Origin of the sequence: Dryocola mayonis, from assembly GCF_051307045.1 — a bacterium.
Lineage (GTDB): Bacteria > Pseudomonadota > Gammaproteobacteria > Enterobacterales > Enterobacteriaceae > Dryocola.
This window is the reverse complement of the sequence record NZ_CP150452.1, coordinates 1,130,813-1,147,569: the sequence shown is the minus strand read 5'-3', so window position 1 is coordinate 1,147,569 and position 16,757 is coordinate 1,130,813. Positions and strand designations below refer to the sequence as shown.

The following is a 16,757-nucleotide window of genomic DNA, read 5'->3' as shown; positions in this document are numbered from 1 at the left end:
ATGATAAAGGGTAGTAATAATAATTATCATTTGTATTTCGGGGTCGTAACCTAAAGAGAAACGATCTCGCTGTCAATCGGGACAAATTTTTTTTAACCTTTCCCGCGCTTGCACCGGAGCGGCATAATCATGAAAATGAGAAGCATTACTGATTACTTCAACAGGATGCGCCCGCGTGAAAATAAGAATTTCTTCAGCCCTGCTTAAACTGACCATCGGCACCACCCTACTGCTGGGCCTCAGCGGCCTTGCCCACGCCGCCGACTGGCCGCGCCAGGTGACGGACAGCCGCGGCGCCCACACCCTCGCTCAGGCGCCGCAGCGCATTGTCTCCACCAGCGTCACGCTGACCGGCTCGCTGCTGGCCATTGACGCGCCGGTCATCGCAAGCGGCGCCACAACGCCCGGCAACCGCGTGGCGGACGACCAGGGCTATATGCGCCAGTGGGGCAAAATCGCCAAAGAGCGTAATATTCAACGTCTCTATATCGGCGAGCCAAGCGCTGAGGCGGTGGCCGCCCAGATGCCGGATCTGATTTTAATCAGCGCCACCGGCGGGGATTCCGCCCTTGCCCTTTACGACCAGCTTTCCGCTATCGCCCCGACGCTTGTTATCAATTACGACGATAAAAGCTGGCAGCAGGTGCTGACGCAGCTCGGCGCGATCACCGGCCATGAAAAGCAGGCCGCAGAACGCATCGCCAGTTTCGATAAACAGCTGACCGAAGCGAAAAAGCGCATTACGCTGCCGCCGCAGCCGGTCACCGCCCTGGTTTACAGCCCGGCATCCCGCTCCGCCAACCTGTGGACGCCTGAATCCGCGCAGGGGAAACTCCTGCAGCAGCTTGGCTTCACCCTTTCCACGGTGCCGCCGGCCATTCATACCAGCCAGAGCATGGGCAAACGCCACGATATCCTTCAGCTTGGCGGCGAGAACCTCGCGGCCGGCCTGAACGGCGAAAGCCTGTTCCTGTTCGCAGGCGACGAAAAAGATGCGGACGCCCTGCAAAACGACCCTTTGCTTGCGCATCTGCCGGCGGTGCAAAACAAGCGCGTTTATCCTCTTGGCACCGAAACGTTCCGTCTTGATTACTACAGCGCAAGCCAGGTGCTTACGCGCATGACGGAGCTGTTCGGCAGCAAGTAATTATTTCGCCGTCGCCGCCTCGGCTTGCGTCGGGGCGGCCTGCTGGTAACGACGCAGCTGCGTCAGCACCACCGCCAGCGCCACGCCAATTAAGGCCAGCACCAGCCCGCCCGAGCTTGCCGCCGCAGCCGGCGTCATGGCGACGGTCATCCCGCCCAGAATCGCCGCGCCAATGGCGTCGCCCGTGACGTTTTGCGCCGTCCATAAGCCGTTGATGCGGCCCAGCATGCCGTCCGGCGTCAGCGTCTGAATCAGGGTGTATTGCAGCAGGGAGCTGATGGCGCTGAGATAGCCAAAGAGCGCAAGGCACGCAAGCCCGAGGCCCCAGTACGGCATCAGGCTAAACAGGCCAACAGAGATAAACGACACTATGCCGCTTGCCAGCATAATCACGCCGGGACGGGCATGATGGGCGATGCGTCCGCTGGTCAGCGCGCCAATCGCCGCGCCAAGGGGCACGGCGGCGTACATCAGGCCGATTTGTCCGGCGCTCATCTGCCAGTGGCCCGCCAGCGCCGGGTACAGCACCCGCACGGCGCTCGCCATGGTCAGCAGGGCGCCAACCAGCGCAATACCGCCGATAATCGGATGGCCGAGCAAAAAACGCAGCCCGTTGAGTAAAGAAAGCAGAGGGTTTTCCCGCGCCTGTGCAGGCGGCGGCAACAGCGGCAAACTCAGCAGCGGAATTAAGGTGACGAAAGTGCCGATGGAGGCCAGGCCGTAGTTCCACACCACGCCGCCGGATGCCAGCAGCAGGCCGCCGATCATCGGGGAAATAACCGAGCCGAGGCGCACCGTCAACATGGTTATCGCCCCCGCCTGCATCAGGTTTTCACGGCCGACCAGCGCGGGCGTCGCCGCCAGCAGCGCGGTGACGCCAATCGCGCCGAAGAAGCCGTCCCACACGCCGAGCAGATAAATAGCGGCAAGCGAAGGCTCCGGCAGCGCGGCGTTAATCGTCAGGCCGATAAAGCCTACACCGCAGGTTGAGCGCGCCAGCAAAATAAGCCGGCGGCGCTCGTGGCGGTCCGCCAGCACCCCGCCCATCATCAGCCCGACGAACATCGCCCCGCCCGTCAGCGTCACCGCAAGGCCCACCTGCAACGAAGAGCCCGTCAGCGTTTGGATCTGCACCGGCACCGCCACGCCCAGCAACCCCAGCGAGACGATGGAAATAAAACGAGCGAGAAACACGGCGCGAAAGGCCGGATGGGTCTTCAGCAGGCTGAGATTTAACAACAGAGAATTGCGGTTCATTACATGACCTTAAAACGAATTTTTCTTTCCGGGTGCGTGGCGGCTCATGCTAACATAAACAAATAAGAGTGATAATGATAATAACTATCATTTAATTTCACGCAGAGTAATTTTCAGGACGAGATATGTCGGTTTCACGGTTATCGACGCGCATCGCGGTGCTGTCGATCCTGTTTTTTTTGCTGCTATTGATGGCTACTTTCAGTTTGTTGTTGGGCGCGAAGCCGCTGCCGGTTGAGGTGGTGCTGGAGGCGCTCGGCGGCCAGTGTCAAAGCGCAGACTGCACCATAGTGCTGGATGCGCGGCTTCCACGAACGCTGGCGGGTATTCTCGCCGGCGGCGCGCTGGGCCTCGCCGGGGCGCTGATGCAAACCCTCACCAGAAATCCCCTCGCCGATCCCGGCCTGCTTGGCGTTAATGCCGGGGCCAGCTTTGCCATCGTTGCCGGCGCGGCGGTGTGGGGCCTGACCTCTCCTTTTGCCCTGCTCGGGCTGGCGTTTTTCGGCTCGCTCGCGGCGGCGCTGGTGGTGGCGTTTACCGGCAGCCAGGGAGGCGGGCAGCTCAGCCCGGTTCGCCTGACGCTCGCAGGCGTGGCGCTGGCCGCGGTGCTGGAAGGCCTGAGCAGCGGCATCGCGCTGCTCAATCCCGTGGTATACGATCGGCTGCGCTTCTGGCAGGCCGGCTCGCTTGATATCCGCACCCTTGCCACGCTGAAAATTATTCTCCTCCCGGTGCTGGTGGGCTGCGCTATCGCGCTGCTGAACGGCCGCTCGCTTAACAGCCTGAGCATGGGCAACGACACCGCTACGGCGCTGGGCAACAGGGTGGCGCGTACGCAGCTGTCTGGTTTGGTCGCCATTACGCTGCTGTGCGGAAGCGCCACGGCGGCGGTGGGGCCAATCGCCTTTATCGGACTGATGATGCCGCATCTGGCCCGCTGGCTGGTTGGCGCGGATCACCGCTGGTCCCTTCCCGTTACCCTGCTGGCTACACCTGCCCTGCTGCTGCTTGCCGATATCACTGGCCGTATGCTGGTGCCGGGCGAGCTGCGGGTGTCGGTGGTCAGCGCCTTTATCGGCGCGCCGATGCTTATTTACCTGGTGCGCCGCAGGCGCAAGGGGGCCGGACTATGATTCGTCTCTCTGCGCGTCTGGTTATCATCTGCCTGCTGCTGCTTTTGTTCAGCCTGACGCTCGGCGTCTGGAGCCTTGGCAGCGGGGTGCTGCCGCTTTCCGCAGGCCAGGTTATTGAGGCGTTGTTCGGCTACGCCCCGCGCAACGTTTCCCTGGTCGTCGTCGAGTGGCGCCTGCCGCGCGTACTGATGGCGCTGTTAATCGGCGCGGCTTTAGGCGTGAGCGGCGCAATCTTTCAGTCGCTGATGCGCAACCCGCTCGGCAGCCCGGACGTGATGGGCTTTAACACCGGCGCCTGGAGCGGCGTGCTGGTCGCCATGGTGCTGTTCGGCCAGCAGCAGACGACCATTGCCGCCGCCGCGATGGCGGGCGGGATCGCCACATCGCTGGTGGTGTGGCTGCTCGCCTGGCGCAACGGCATCGAAACCTTCCGCCTGATTATTATCGGCATCGGCGTACGCGCCATGCTGGTGGCGTTTAACACCTGGCTTTTGCTGCACGCGTCGCTGGAAACCGCGCTCTCCGCCGGGCTGTGGAACGCCGGCTCGCTCAACGGCCTGACCTGGGCGAAAACGCTTCCCGCCGCCCCGCTGATGCTGCTGGCTCTGGTAGCCGGCGCGCTGCTGGTGCGCCGCATGCGCCTGCTGGAGATGGGCGACGACAGCGCCTGCGCGCTGGGCGTCTCCGTTGAGCGTTCGCGCCTGGCGCTGATGCTAACCGGCGTTATCCTCACCGCTGCCGCCACCGCGCTTGCCGGGCCGATTTCGTTTATCGCGCTGGTGGCGCCACATATTGCTCGTCGCCTGAGCGGGACTTCCCGCTGGGGACTGTTGCAGTCCGCTTTATGCGGCGCGGCCTTATTGCTCGGCGCGGATCTCTGCGCCCAGCATCTGTTTATGCCTTACCAGCTGCCGGTAGGCGTGGTGACCGTCAGCATCGGCGGCATTTACCTTATTGCGTTGTTGATTCAGGAGTCCCGTAAGAAATGAGCCAGATATCCACCCCGCCGCGTCTGCATGGCGAACAGCTTACTCTGGGATACGGCACTCACGTAGTGGCCGACGGGCTGACCGTCGCCATTCCTGACGGGAAGTTCACCGCCATTATCGGCCCGAACGGCTGCGGCAAATCCACCCTGCTGCGCACCCTGAGCCGCCTGATGAAGCCCATGGCCGGCCGGGTGTGGCTTGACGGCAATGAAATTCACCGTTTCGCCACCAAAGAAGTGGCGCGCCGCATCGGGCTGCTGGCGCAAAACGCCAGCGCGCCGGGCGATATCAGCGTGGCTGAGCTGGTGGCGCGCGGACGCTACCCGCACCAGCCGATGTTTACCCGCTGGCGCGAAGAGGACAGCCAGGCCGTCGCCCGCGCCATGCAGGCGACGCATATTGAAGAGCTGGCCGATCAGCCGGTCGATACCCTGTCCGGCGGCCAGCGGCAGCGCGCATGGATTGCGATGGTGCTGGCGCAGGAGACCTCCATCATGCTGCTGGACGAGCCGACCACCTGGCTTGATATCAGCCATCAGATTGATTTGCTGGAGCTGCTGAGCGAGCTGAACCGTGAGAAAGGCTACACCCTGGCGGCGGTGCTGCATGATTTGAACCAGGCCTGCCGCTACGCCACGCATCTTATAGCCCTGCGGGACGGGAAGATTGTCGCTGAGGGCGCGCCGGAGGATATCGTCACGCCCGAGCTGATAGAAGCGATTTACGGCCTGCGCTGCATGATTATTGAAGATCCGGTGGCCCATACGCCGCTGGTGGTGCCGCTGGGACGCAGATAAAAACACGCACGACACCGAATAAGACACCCTCTCCCCGGGAGAGGGTGTCTTCCGCTATTTCAGCGCCAGCACCCGCTGCAATACCGGCCCTATCTCAGTGAAGGCAGCCGGGGAAATGATATCTACGTGCGCGCAGTCCAGCCGATGGATATCCAGCTGCGCTATCCACGGCGCCCAGGTTTTTTGCGGATCCATGCCTTCCGGTAAGGTACGTTCCGCCACAAACAGCGTCGCTTTGCCGGCGAAAGGCACGCTATGCGCGGTGGTCAGCAGGCGCACGGCGTCGCCGTAGTTGCCTTCGATGGCCTGGAATAGCGTGTCGGACGCCTGCCCCTGCTGCGCCGCAACAAAAGCCTCACGCTCGCGGTTGATCTCCGCCAGCACTATTGGATCGAGCTCGTTCGCCCCTTTTTCCGCCCAGTTCTGCGTTTCCGGCGGCCAGGTATCAAGCAGGCCGAGGAAGGCGACCTCTTCCCCCGCGGCGGCAAGCCTTGCGGCGATGCCCTGCGCAAGCGTACCGCCAAGAGAATAGCCCATCAGATAATAAGGCCCGTGGGGCTGCAGGCTACGCAGCGTTTTCAGATGCGTCTCGCAAACCTGCGCCAGATTCTCCGCCTGCTGCATCGGCCCCGTCGGCCGCGGCGACTGAATGCCGGTAATCGACCAGCGCGGATCGAGATAGCGCTGCAGCACGCTGAACTGCCAGGCGAAACCGGAAGCCGGATGGAAACAGTACAGCGTCGGCCCGGTGCTTTTACGCAGCGGCAGGACGGCTTCAAAGCCCGCGCGGCTGGCCTCTTCTTCGCTGCGCGCCTGCGCCAGCGTTTCGGCAAGCTGGCCGACGGTGGAGGCGATCATCACCTGGCCTACGGTCACCGGTTTTTCCAGCTCGCGCCTGAGCTGGGCGGCAAGACGCATCGCCAGCAGCGAGTGGCCGCCTAGGGCGAAGAAATCATCATTTACCGAAAGAATTTCGCTGCCCAGCAGGCCGGCGAAGGCTGCGGCAATCGTCTTTTCAAGCTCGGTTTCTGGCGCGCGACCGGCGCCACGCTGGGCCATTTCCGGCAGCGGCAGCGCCTTGCGGTCAAGCTTGCCGTTGGCGCTGAGCGGGAAATCCTCCAGCTGCACCAGCGCCACCGGCACCATATGCGCAGGCAGGACGGCTGCAAGTTGCTCACGCAGGAAATCGACGGGCAACGGCGCGCCCGAGGCGGAAACCAGGTAGCCCACCAGCTGACGCGCGTCGCCGCCGCTGGCGGCCGCGCCCTGATTGAGCACGCAGGCGTGGGTCACGGCCTGCGCAACATCGTCCAGCGCCTGCATCGCCCGGTCAATATCGCCAAGCTCAATGCGCTGGCCGCGGATTTTAAGCTGGTCGTCGCTGCGCCCCAGATATTCCACCGCGCCGTTTTCCAGCCAGCGCGCCACGTCGCCGGTGCGATACATACGTTCGCCCGCCGCAAAAGGATCGGCGATGAAACGGCTTGCCGTCAGATCCGGCCGCGCGAGATATCCCTGCGCCAGCTGGATGCCGGTGAGATAAAGATCGCCGGCGATCCCCACAGGTACGGGACGCATCGCGGCATCAAGAATGCGCAGCCCGGTATTCCAGACCGGCCAGCCAATCGGCACGCTGCTTCCCGTGACACGGGCGAGATCCTCGCCGAACGCCGGATACCAGCTTACGTCCACGGCGGGCCTCGGTAGGGCCATAAAGATTGTGCAACGGCGCATGCGTAAGCTGCTCCCACTGGCGGCACAGTTCCGCCGGCAGCGCTTCGCCGCTGCAGAACACGCGGCGCAGCGTAGCGCAGCTGGCGATCGCTTCCTCATCGGTGAGCGCGCCGACAAAGGCCGCCAGCATCGACGGCACAAAGTGCGTGGTCGTCACGCGGTAACGGGCAAACAGCTGCTGCAGCGCTTCCGGATCGCGATGCGCTTCAGGCGGCGCCATCACCAGCCGGGCGCCCACAATATAGGGCCAGAAGAATTCCCACACCGAGACGTCGAAACTGCAAGGCGTTTTCTGCAGCACCACGTCTTCCCCGTTCAGCGGATAGTGGTCCTGCATCCACAGCAGGCGGTTAACAATGGCCTGCTGCCCGACCATCACGCCTTTCGGGCGACCGGTCGACCCCGAGGTGAAGATCACATAGGCGGTATGTTCCGGCCTTGAAAGCTGCAGGTTTAGCGGCAGATTTACCGCCGCCAGCTCATGCTCATAGCAGAAGGTTTTCAGGCCCCGGACTGCGCTAAAGCGGGACAGCTGTTCGGCTGAGGTAATCAGCAGGCGCGGCGCGGCGTCTTCGAGCATCATCTGCAAACGATCGTCCGGATAGCCGGTATCGAGCGGTAGCCACGCGGCCCCCGCCTCCACGATCGCCTGTAGCGCAAGGGACAGGAAGACCGAGCGCGGAAGCGCCACGGCAACGACATCGCCCGGTTTAACCCCCTGCGCGATTAATTCTGCGGCCAGCGCCAGCACCTGCTCGCGCATGCGGCGATAGGTGAACCGATGGTTTTCGTCCGCCAGCGCCGGGGCATCCGGCGTGCGCTGCGCCTGTTCCGCTATCAGGGCGCTTAAGGTAGTGGCCGGCACCGGCATTTGCGTATGGTTTACGCTTTCCAGCAGGGCCGTTTCGGCGTCATGCAGCAGTTCGGCATCCACGCAGCGCAGCGCGGGGTTGGCCGCGAACTGGCGTAAAAGCAGCGGCAGGCGGGCCATATGCTGGCGCAAGGTCTGCGCCTCGTAGCGTTCCTCATTTGCCAGCAGTTCGAGTGAGAAGTCGCCCTGTTCGCTGATGTACAGCGCAATTTCCACATCGCGCACCGGGCCGGAGGCCAGCTGGTGCGTAATGCCTTCCATGCCGGCGAAATCGAGGCGGTAATCGAACATTTTCAGGTTCAGCACCGGGCCAAACAGCGGTTCGCCGCTGGAAACCTGCCCCAAATCGCGCTGGATTTGCTCGGCGTCGTAGCGCTGATAACGGCGCATTCCTTTCAGCTCGCGGGCCAGCTCCTGCGCCAGCTCGGGCAGCGTGGCATCAGGCTGGATGCGTACCCCGAACGGCAGTACGTTCAGCACCGGGCCGGTTGCGCACAGGGCGCTTGAGCCGATACGGCGCATAAAGATAAAGCCGGCGGAATAGTCGGCGCGTCCGCTTAAGCGGCCCAAGCCATAGCGCGACCAGGCCGAGCGCCATATCTGCGGCGGTCAGACCGCTGCCGTTTACCAGCCTGCGGAAATCTTCGCGGTCAAAACTCAGCGACTGCCGGATAAGCCTCGTGGTCGAACCCTGTCCGGTGAGCGGCCGGGTGGAAAGCGTGGCGGGCGCCGGCAGCTGGCGCGCTTTCTCTGCCCAGAACGCCGCATCGCGTTTCCACGCGTCGCTTTCGCGGTAGCGTTCATACTCCGCCACCACTTCGCTAAACGGCGTGAACGGAGAGGGTTCCGGCTGCTCGTCGCGGCGGTAAGCCGTATAAATATTGGCGATTCGGCGGGTGATGGCGGTGAAGCTGAAGCCGTCAACCACCAGGTGATGAAAACGCTGATACCAGAACCAGCGCGTGTCGCTCAGGCGCAGCAGCTCGTGATGGTAAAGCGGTTTCTGGCTTGCAAGGCGCAAATCCTGGTCGAGATCGTCACGCATAAACGCCTGCGCCGCGGCCTGCGGATCGGCCTCATGACGAAGATCGCGGCAGATCGGCGCCGTGAAGGCGGCGGCAGGATCTATCCACTGGCGGGCTTCGCCGTCCACCTCGCCAAAGCGCATGCGCAGGGTATCGGCTTCCGTCATGCCGGCAATAATCGCCCGGCACAGCAGCGCTTCGTCGACCTCTCCGTTTAACTCAACGTAGTGGGCCACGCTCCAGGCGTTGGGCTGCGGGGACAGCTGGTCCGCCATCCAGATGCCGGGCTGCGCGGCCACCAGCGGCAGCGTGTCGGTTTGTTGTTCCACGGGGTTTGCCATCAGCGCGTCACTCACTTCGCACCTCCCTGCTCAGCAAAAGAGGCCGGTTGTAAATTCGTCCAGTTGTCCTTAAGCCAGCCGTTGCAGGCCTCCGGCAACGCGGGCTCGCATACCACCTGCCAACCGGCGGGCAGCGCGCAGTTTTCTGGCCACAGGCTGAACTGCCTGGCAGCGTTTGCGAGAATAAAAAAACGACCCTGCGGGGCGTCAAAAGGATTAGTGTATTCCATGCCTTACTCCTGTCTGATCGGGGCCTGCCAGAGCCAGGCCAGCCCGTCGAGCAGGCCGCCGCGCCAGCAAAGCGCATCGTGTCCACCATCAACCTGACGGTAGAAAACAGCTCGCTGTGTTTGTTGTAGTAAGGGATAAAGGCGCAGGTTTACCCGATGAATAAGGGGTTCCCGTATGCCCGCCTCAAGATAAATGCGCAGCGGCGCGGGCTTGATTTGCCCTTCTTGTAGCTGCCTGATGAGCAGGCCGTCCTGCTGCTGGGGATCGCGCTTCGGCCACCAGTAGGAACCGGACTGGCTTAACACGCAGCCGAACGTTTCCGGCCAGTGCAGCCCGGCATACAGCGATGACAATCCGCCAAAGCTCTGCCCGGCCACGACCGTCGTCCGGGGATTATTATTCCATACGGTTTTTTCGCGCAGCTGGGGGAGAAGTTCTTCCTGCACCGCCAGCCAGAAGTCCGGATTGCAGGGAAGCTCCTGGCCGCGGCGCGCGTTATCGATAACGTCTATCAGCACGTAAACGGCTTCCGGCAGCGCGCCTGCGTTGGTCTGCGCCTGCAGGGCGGCCCATGCGGGCATCCCTTCCGCCCAGAATTGCCCGTCGAGCAAAATCGCCAGCGGGCGCCGGCCCGGCGCGCTATCGCCCGTGGCGAAAACCCACACGCGCCGCTGATTTTTAAGCCGCTTACTACGCCAGGTCACGCATTGCGCGGGTTGCCATGACGCCGCCGGGTTATCCCACCCCGGCTGAGCTGGCGCATCCGGCAGATGCAGCGCCGAGACGGGATGCCCCCGCCCGCCCTTCCAGCTGTCCGGGTTGAAAGGGTCGGCAATCGCGTGCGGCAGCAGTTTACGCCAGCCTTCGCGCAGGGCGTTACGCTCCGGCTCTTCGCCGGCAAAAGCCGCGGCGGGAAAGTCCTCTTCGTTGAGCGAGGGGATCAGACAATAATTACCGCGCCATGTCGAGGTGAGCTCCGTTTGCCATCGCCAGACGTCGGTGCCCGCTACGCGCTCCAGCGTTTGTGGACGGGAGCGCTGATGGTGATCGGTCACGCCGGTGATATAAATCCACACGCGTTTGATGGCTGAGGCGCGCTCGTCTCCGGCCGGATCGCGCCACCAGAAAGTTACCGTGCAACTTCCCCCTTTTTCACAGCTGACCGACGGCCCGCGCTGCGCCGCTATCCCCTGCCACCAGCTTTCACTTCCCATCCGCACCTGAACCACCAATACATAACCCCATGTTATTAATGGAATAATTTTTATCTTATCGAAATATATCGATAATACTATTGATAATTATTTGCATTTGCAATAGCGTATTTGCGCGCTTTAGGCTACGGGCTGTCGAGCGAAAACAATAAGTTGCCGGGCTGTCTGAAAAATATTGCCTTGTTATTCAATATTGACGCGCGCCCGGTATGAGTCACTGACATCCATGCTGCGCTCGGGCCCACTGGGCAAGGACGGCACAGAGAGCAGCGGAAAAGCAGGCCACCATAATGAATAAGAAGATCCAGTATTCCCTGTTGATGCTCATCAACATGGGAATTTACAGCGTTGCGCTTCCGGCAGTCGCGGAAGATAACGCTGCTGATAGCAAAGAAACCACACAGAACGCCGCTCACGAAGACACCATGGTGGTGACGGCCGCCGAGCAGAACCTGCAGGCGCCGGGCGTGTCCACCATCACCGCGGAAGAAATCAAAAAGCGCCCTCCGGCGCGTGATATCTCTGAAATCATCCGCACCATGCCGGGCGTTAACCTCACCGGCAACTCCACCAGCGGCCAGCGCGGCAACAATCGCCAGATTGATATTCGCGGCATGGGCCCGGAAAACACCCTGATCCTGATCGACGGCAAGCCGGTGACCAGCCGCAACTCCGTGCGCCTCGGCTGGCGCGGCGAGCGCGATACGCGCGGCGACGCAAGCTGGGTGCCGCCTGAAATGGTCGAGCGCATTGAAGTGATCCGCGGCCCGGCCGCGGCTCGCTACGGTAACGGCGCGGCGGGCGGCGTGGTGAATATCATCACCAAAAAAGGCAGCGGCGAGTGGCACGGCTCCTGGAACACCTATCTGAACGCGCCTGAACACAAAGACGAAGGCTCGACCAAACGTACCAACTTCAGCCTGAACGGCCCGCTGGGCGGGGATTTCAGCTTCCGCCTGTACGGCAACCTGGATAAAACCCAGGCCGACGCCTGGGACATCAACCAGGGCCATCAGTCCGAACGCACCGGCATTTATGCCGATACCCTGCCGGCAGGCCGCGAAGGGGTGATTAATAAAGATCTCAACGGCGTCGTGCGCTGGGACTTCGCGCCGATGCAGTCTCTGGAACTCGAAGCGGGCTACAGCCGCCAGGGCAACCTGTACGCGGGGGATACCCAGAACACCAACACTAACCAGATCGTGAAGGATAACTACGGCAACGAGACCAACCGTCTCTATCGCCAGACCTATTCCCTGACCTGGAACGGCGGCTGGGACAGCGGGCTGACCACCAGCAACTGGGTGCAGTATGAGCACACCCGCAACTCGCGCATGCAGGAAGGCCTCGCCGGCGGCACCGAAGGCATCTTCGCCAGCGACAAATTCAAGGATATCGATCTCAGCGACGTGCTGCTGCACAGCGAAGTGAATATCCCGCTTGATCTGATGGTCAACCAGAACCTGACGCTTGGGACCGAATGGAACCAGCAGCGCATGAAGGATCAGACCTCCAACGGCCAGACCTTTATGGGCGGCGCTATTCCGGGCTACAACAGCACCGGCCGCAGCCCTTACAGCCAGGCGGAGATCTTCTCTTTGTTCGCGGAAGACAACATGGAGCTGACCGACAGCACCATGCTGACCCCGGCTCTTCGCTTCGATCATCACAGCATTGTGGGCAACAACTGGAGCCCGTCTCTGAACCTTTCCCAGGGCCTCGGCGACGACTTCACCCTGAAAATGGGCATCGCCCGCGCTTATAAAGCGCCGAGCCTGTACCAGACTAACCCGAACTATATCCTCTACAGTAAGGGTCAGGGTTGCTACGCCAGCGGCACCGGCGTCGGCTGCTATATGATGGGTAACGACGACCTGAAAGCCGAAACCAGCATCAACAAAGAGATCGGCCTTGAGTTCAAACACGAAGGCTGGCTGGCCGGCGTGACCTGGTTCCGCAACGACTACCGCGATAAGATCGAAGCGGGCTACGCGCCGGTGGGTCAGACCTCTTCAGGCGCAACCAGAACGGATATTTACCAGTGGGAAAACATCCCTAAAGCGGTGGTTGAAGGTCTGGAAGGAACCCTGAACGTGCCGGTTAGCGATAGCGTCAACTGGACCAACAACCTGACCTACATGCTGCAAAGCAAGAACAAGGAAACCGGCGAGCGTCTGTCCGTGATTCCGGAGTACACCCTGAACTCCACGCTAAGCTGGCAGGCGCTGCAGGACATCTCCGTGCAGTCGACCTTCACCTGGTACGGCAAACAGCAGCCGAAGAAGTACAACTACAAAGGTCAACCGGCGACCGGGCCTGAAACCAACGAGGTCAGCCCTTACAGCATCGTTGGCCTGAGCGGCACCTGGGATGCGACCAAAAACGTCAGCCTGACGGCGGGTATCGACAACCTGTTCGATAAACGTCACTGGCGCGCGGGGAATGCGCAGACCACGGGCGGGGCGACGGGCTATATGTACGGCGCGGGCGCCGAGACGTTTAACGAGTCCGGCCGTACTTACTATATGAGCGTCAACACGCACTTCTAAGCGTAAAGGCAGCGGTGGATAGCGCTTCGCATATCCACCCTGCACTTAACCTTTTTGCAGGGCGGGCAGGCGCATGCGCCACCCGCCGTTTTCTTTCCGACCGCGGCCGCATGCCATGCAAGCTCATCTCACGCACTTCATCTTCCCCGGCACCGCTCAGCGTATTGCGCGCGTGGACTTTGCGGCCGATACGTACCAGCCGGGCGATCTGCTGTGGTTGCCCCACGCTTCACGGTTAGCCAACGCGGTAAATAAACGATGTGCGGAACACCTCGCAGGCCGTATCGCCGCGGCTGAAGCCCTGCGCCTGAGCGGCCTGAACGATTCTATCCCCGGCATCGGGTTGAACCGCGCGCCCTGCTGGCCGCCAGGATTTACCGGCAGCATTACCCATACCGACAGGCTGGCGCTGGCGACGGCGATCCCCGATCTCCCCGGCAAGCGTTGCGGCATCGGCATCGACGCCGAAGTCATAATAAATACTTATGACGCGCAGGATATCGCCGACGGCATCGTCAACCCGGCCGAGCGCGGGCTGCTGCGCGCCTGCGGCCTGCCCTTCCCCGTTGCGTTAACGCTGGCCTTCTCCGCGAAAGAGAGCCTGTTCAAAGCCCTGTATCGACACGTCGGGCATTATTTCGATTTTTCCGCAGCGGAAATCACGGCGGTCAGTGCGCAAATCCTCGAACTCAAACTCGTCTCCCGCCTCGGCCCTTTTGCGGCGGAGCAAAGCTTTTCCGCCCGCTGGAAGAGTGACGGCGCGGGATTAATGACGCTAATACGGCTCTGAGAATAATAAAAAGAAAACGCTTGCGGCGGCGTGATAAGAGAATGTTATAGTCAAAAAATAACCATTACAGACAACACAACAACTTTGACGACAAGGAGTTATTCTCTATGGAGAGTACCGTTTCCCTGCAACAGTTTCTGACCTCTGTGCAACAGCGTGACCCGCACCAGACCGAATTTTCTCAGGCCGTGCGCGAAGTGATGACCACCCTGTGGCCCTTCCTTGAACAAAATCCGCAGTACCGTCGTTCCGCGCTGCTGGAGCGTCTGGTGGAGCCCGAGCGCGTGATCCAGTTTCGCGTCGCCTGGGTGGATGACCGCAACCAGGTGCAGGTTAACCGCGCCTGGCGCGTGCAGTTCAGCTCCGCCATCGGACCTTTTAAAGGCGGGATGCGCTTCCACCCGTCGGTGAACCTCTCCATTCTGAAATTCCTCGGCTTTGAGCAGACCTTTAAAAACGCCCTCACCACTTTGCCGATGGGCGGCGGCAAAGGCGGCAGCGACTTTAACCCGAAGGGCAAAAGCGAAGGCGAAATCATGCGTTTCTGCCAGGCGCTGATGATCGAGCTGTATCGCCACCTTGGCCCGGATACCGATGTGCCGGCGGGCGATATCGGCGTGGGCGGCCGCGAAGTCGGCTTTATGGCCGGGATGATGAAAAAGCTCTCCAACAATACCGCCTGCGTGTTTACCGGCAAAGGGCTGTCGTTCGGCGGCAGCCTGATCCGTCCGGAAGCCACGGGCTATGGCCTGATTTACTTTACCGACGCCATGCTGCAGCGTCACGGCCTGGGCTTTGAGGGCATGCGCGTTGCGGTGTCCGGCTCCGGCAACGTCGCGCAATACGCCATCGAAAAAGCGATGTCCCTCGGCGCCCGCGTTGTTACAGCATCCGACTCCAACGGCACCGTGGTTGACGAAGAAGGCTTCACCGCGGAAAAACTGGCGCGCCTGTGCGAAATCAAAGCCAGCCGCGACGGCCGCGTGGCGGATTACGCAAAGGAGTTCGGGCTTAGCTATCTTGCAGGCCAGCAGCCGTGGAGCGTGCCGGTGGATATCGCCCTGCCGTGCGCCACCCAGAACGAGCTGGACGAGCAGGCGGCCCGCACGCTTATCGCCAACGGCGTGAAGGCGGTCGCGGAAGGCGCGAACATGCCGACCACTATCGAAGCCACCGACCTGTTCCTCGAGGCGGGCGTGCTGTTCGCGCCGGGCAAAGCGGCCAACGCGGGCGGCGTGGCGACCTCCGGCCTGGAAATGGCGCAGAACGCCGCGCGCCTGAGCTGGAAAGCGGAGAAAGTGGATATTCGTCTGCATCACATCATGCTGGATATTCACGAGGCCTGCGTGAACTACGGCGGCGAGGGCAAACAGACTCATTACGTGCGCGGCGCGAACATCGCGGGCTTTGTAAAAGTGGCCGACGCGATGCTGGGCCAGGGCGTGCTGTAAGGTTAAGCGCCAGATAATCAGGCGGATTATTTTAAGCCCGCTACTCTCTCGACCCCGGCTCAACGCGCCGGGGTTTTTGCTTTTTCACAAGCCCGGCGCAGAACCGTAGGGTGGATAAGCGCAAGCGCCATCCACCGAAATATCAAAGACCCTCCACCCGCTCAAACGCCGCCAGCAGCACTTCCGGGCTGAGCCTAACCGCCAGCGCGTGAATGGATTCCCCCGGCGCGAGCGTGCGGGTAATCACCTTGTCTAACTGCTCGCGGTTATGGATATCCACGTCCAGCTGCGCAAGGCTCGTCGGCAGGTTAAAGCGCTTAAACGCCTGCGCCAGCTCTTTTAACACCTCTTCCTGCCCCAGCAGCGCGCTCTGCACCAGAATGCCGTAGGCCACCTTGGTGCCGTGCAGGAAGCGGTCCGTCTGCGGCAGGGTGGTTAAGCCGTTGTGCACCGCGTGCGCTGCGGCAACGCGGGTGTAGCGTTCGCCAAGGCCGCCGACCATGCCGCCGCCGGCAATTATCGCGTCCACCACGTCGGCAAACGCCTGCGTCAGCTCGCCGCGTTGTTGGTCGGCAAGCGCCGTCTCGCTGCTTTCCAGCAGCACGTCGCGGATAGCTAACGCGGCGTTAATACCCAGGCGCACGGTCAGCGGCAGGGTTTGCGGCTGCGGGCTTAGCACCACCGCCTCGTACCATTTCGCCAGCGTATCTCCGATGCCCGCCAGCAGGTACTCCTGCGGGGCGCGCAGTATGATTTCCGGCTCGACCAGCACCAGATGGTTGGCGTCGTTAAAGATTTCAAAGCGCAGCGCCTGCCCCGCGTCGTTATACCAGACGGAAAGCGGCGTCCACGCGGCGCAGGTGGCGGCAATCGTCGGAATGGCGACCACCGGCACGCGCAGGCAACGCGCCACCACTTTTACGGTATCGAGCAGCGCCCCGCCGCCGACGCCGATTACCAGCTGGCGTTCACCCGCCCGGGCGACCAGCTTTTGCACCTCGCTTTCGCTGCAGTGGCCGCCAAAGGAGATGTGCTTTACTCCCGGCGCGTTAAAGGCTGCCGGCAGGAAAGGACGCGCCGCCGCTATCGCCCGCTCGCCGTAAATCCACACCGCGTTTTGTAATTGCTCATCGGTATAGAATTCATGCAGCCGGGCGAGCGCGCCGGGGTGAGAGTAATAGTTTGCCGGGCCGGTGACGACGCGGATGGCGGTAGTGGTCATGCTGTT

General features: G+C 61.9%; 11 protein-coding genes and 1 pseudogene. 7 read left to right on the top strand and 5 right to left on the bottom strand.

Features of this window, described 5'->3' with window-relative positions; all coding sequences use genetic code 11:
* The first annotated feature begins 199 nt into the window (after positions 1 to 199).
* Entirely contained in the window at positions 200 to 1,147 is a 948-nt protein-coding gene (fepB, locus tag WLO32_RS05535; RefSeq protein ID WP_435948252.1) for a Fe2+-enterobactin ABC transporter substrate-binding protein, read from the top strand.
* Here the strand turns inward: fepB and entS are convergent, their stop codons facing one another.
* Positions 1,148 to 2,404: an enterobactin transporter EntS gene (gene entS / locus WLO32_RS05530; protein WP_435947505.1), complete on the bottom strand. Its 1,257-nt coding sequence runs from the start codon at positions 2,402 to 2,404 to the stop codon at positions 1,148 to 1,150.
* A 125-nt stretch (positions 2,405 to 2,529) separates the two neighbouring features.
* On the opposite strand from entS, the gene fepD reads away from it, so the two are divergent.
* From fepD to fepC, 3 genes are read left to right on the top strand one after another with little or no spacing between them, the layout of a single operon-like run.
* Complete coding sequence (gene fepD, locus WLO32_RS05525; RefSeq protein WP_435947503.1) at positions 2,530 to 3,537, top strand: Fe(3+)-siderophore ABC transporter permease; 1,008 nt, start codon at positions 2,530 to 2,532, stop codon at positions 3,535 to 3,537.
* Entirely contained in the window at positions 3,534 to 4,526 is a 993-nt protein-coding gene (gene fepG / locus WLO32_RS05520) for an iron-enterobactin ABC transporter permease (RefSeq protein ID WP_435947502.1), read from the top strand. Before fepD ends, fepG begins: the two co-directional genes overlap by 4 nt.
* A complete protein-coding gene (fepC, locus tag WLO32_RS05515; RefSeq protein WP_435947501.1) occupies positions 4,523 to 5,323 on the top strand; it encodes an iron-enterobactin ABC transporter ATP-binding protein in 801 nt (266 codons plus the stop codon). Before fepG ends, fepC begins: the two co-directional genes overlap by 4 nt.
* Positions 5,324 to 5,377: 54 nt before the next feature.
* Here the strand turns inward: fepC and WLO32_RS05510 are convergent.
* The 3 genes and pseudogenes from WLO32_RS05510 to fes form a co-directional block, all read right to left on the bottom strand.
* Positions 5,378 to 9,294: pseudogene (locus WLO32_RS05510) on the bottom strand (enterobactin synthase subunit F).
* A gap of 11 nt (positions 9,295 to 9,305) precedes the next feature.
* Positions 9,306 to 9,524 carry an MbtH family protein gene (locus WLO32_RS05505; protein ID WP_435947499.1) on the bottom strand — a complete coding sequence of 73 codons (219 nt, stop codon included), beginning with the start codon at positions 9,522 to 9,524 and terminating at the stop codon, positions 9,306 to 9,308.
* Between the two features lie 3 nt (positions 9,525 to 9,527).
* On the bottom strand, positions 9,528 to 10,754 hold the full coding sequence (fes, locus tag WLO32_RS05500) for an enterochelin esterase (protein ID WP_435948251.1): 1,227 nt from the start codon (positions 10,752 to 10,754) through the stop codon (positions 9,528 to 9,530).
* A gap of 275 nt (positions 10,755 to 11,029) precedes the next feature.
* On the opposite strand from fes, the gene WLO32_RS05495 reads away from it, so the two are divergent.
* The 3 genes from WLO32_RS05495 (at position 11,030) to gdhA (ending at position 15,529) form a co-directional block, all read left to right on the top strand.
* The gene (locus WLO32_RS05495) at positions 11,030 to 13,288 is read left to right on the top strand and encodes a TonB-dependent siderophore receptor (protein WP_435947497.1); all 2,259 of its coding nucleotides are present in this window, start codon (positions 11,030 to 11,032) and stop codon (positions 13,286 to 13,288) included.
* A gap of 115 nt (positions 13,289 to 13,403) precedes the next feature.
* Entirely contained in the window at positions 13,404 to 14,078 is a 675-nt protein-coding gene (locus tag WLO32_RS05490; protein WP_435947496.1) for a 4'-phosphopantetheinyl transferase family protein, read from the top strand.
* 107 nt (positions 14,079 to 14,185) lie between these two features.
* Positions 14,186 to 15,529: an NADP-specific glutamate dehydrogenase gene (gene gdhA, locus WLO32_RS05485; RefSeq protein WP_435947495.1), complete on the top strand. Its 1,344-nt coding sequence runs from the start codon at positions 14,186 to 14,188 to the stop codon at positions 15,527 to 15,529.
* A gap of 142 nt (positions 15,530 to 15,671) precedes the next feature.
* Here the strand turns inward: gdhA and WLO32_RS05480 are convergent, their stop codons facing one another.
* The gene (locus WLO32_RS05480) at positions 15,672 to 16,751 is read right to left on the bottom strand and encodes an oxidoreductase (protein ID WP_435947493.1); all 1,080 of its coding nucleotides are present in this window, start codon (positions 16,749 to 16,751) and stop codon (positions 15,672 to 15,674) included.
* Positions 16,752 to 16,757: the final 6 nt, after the last annotated feature.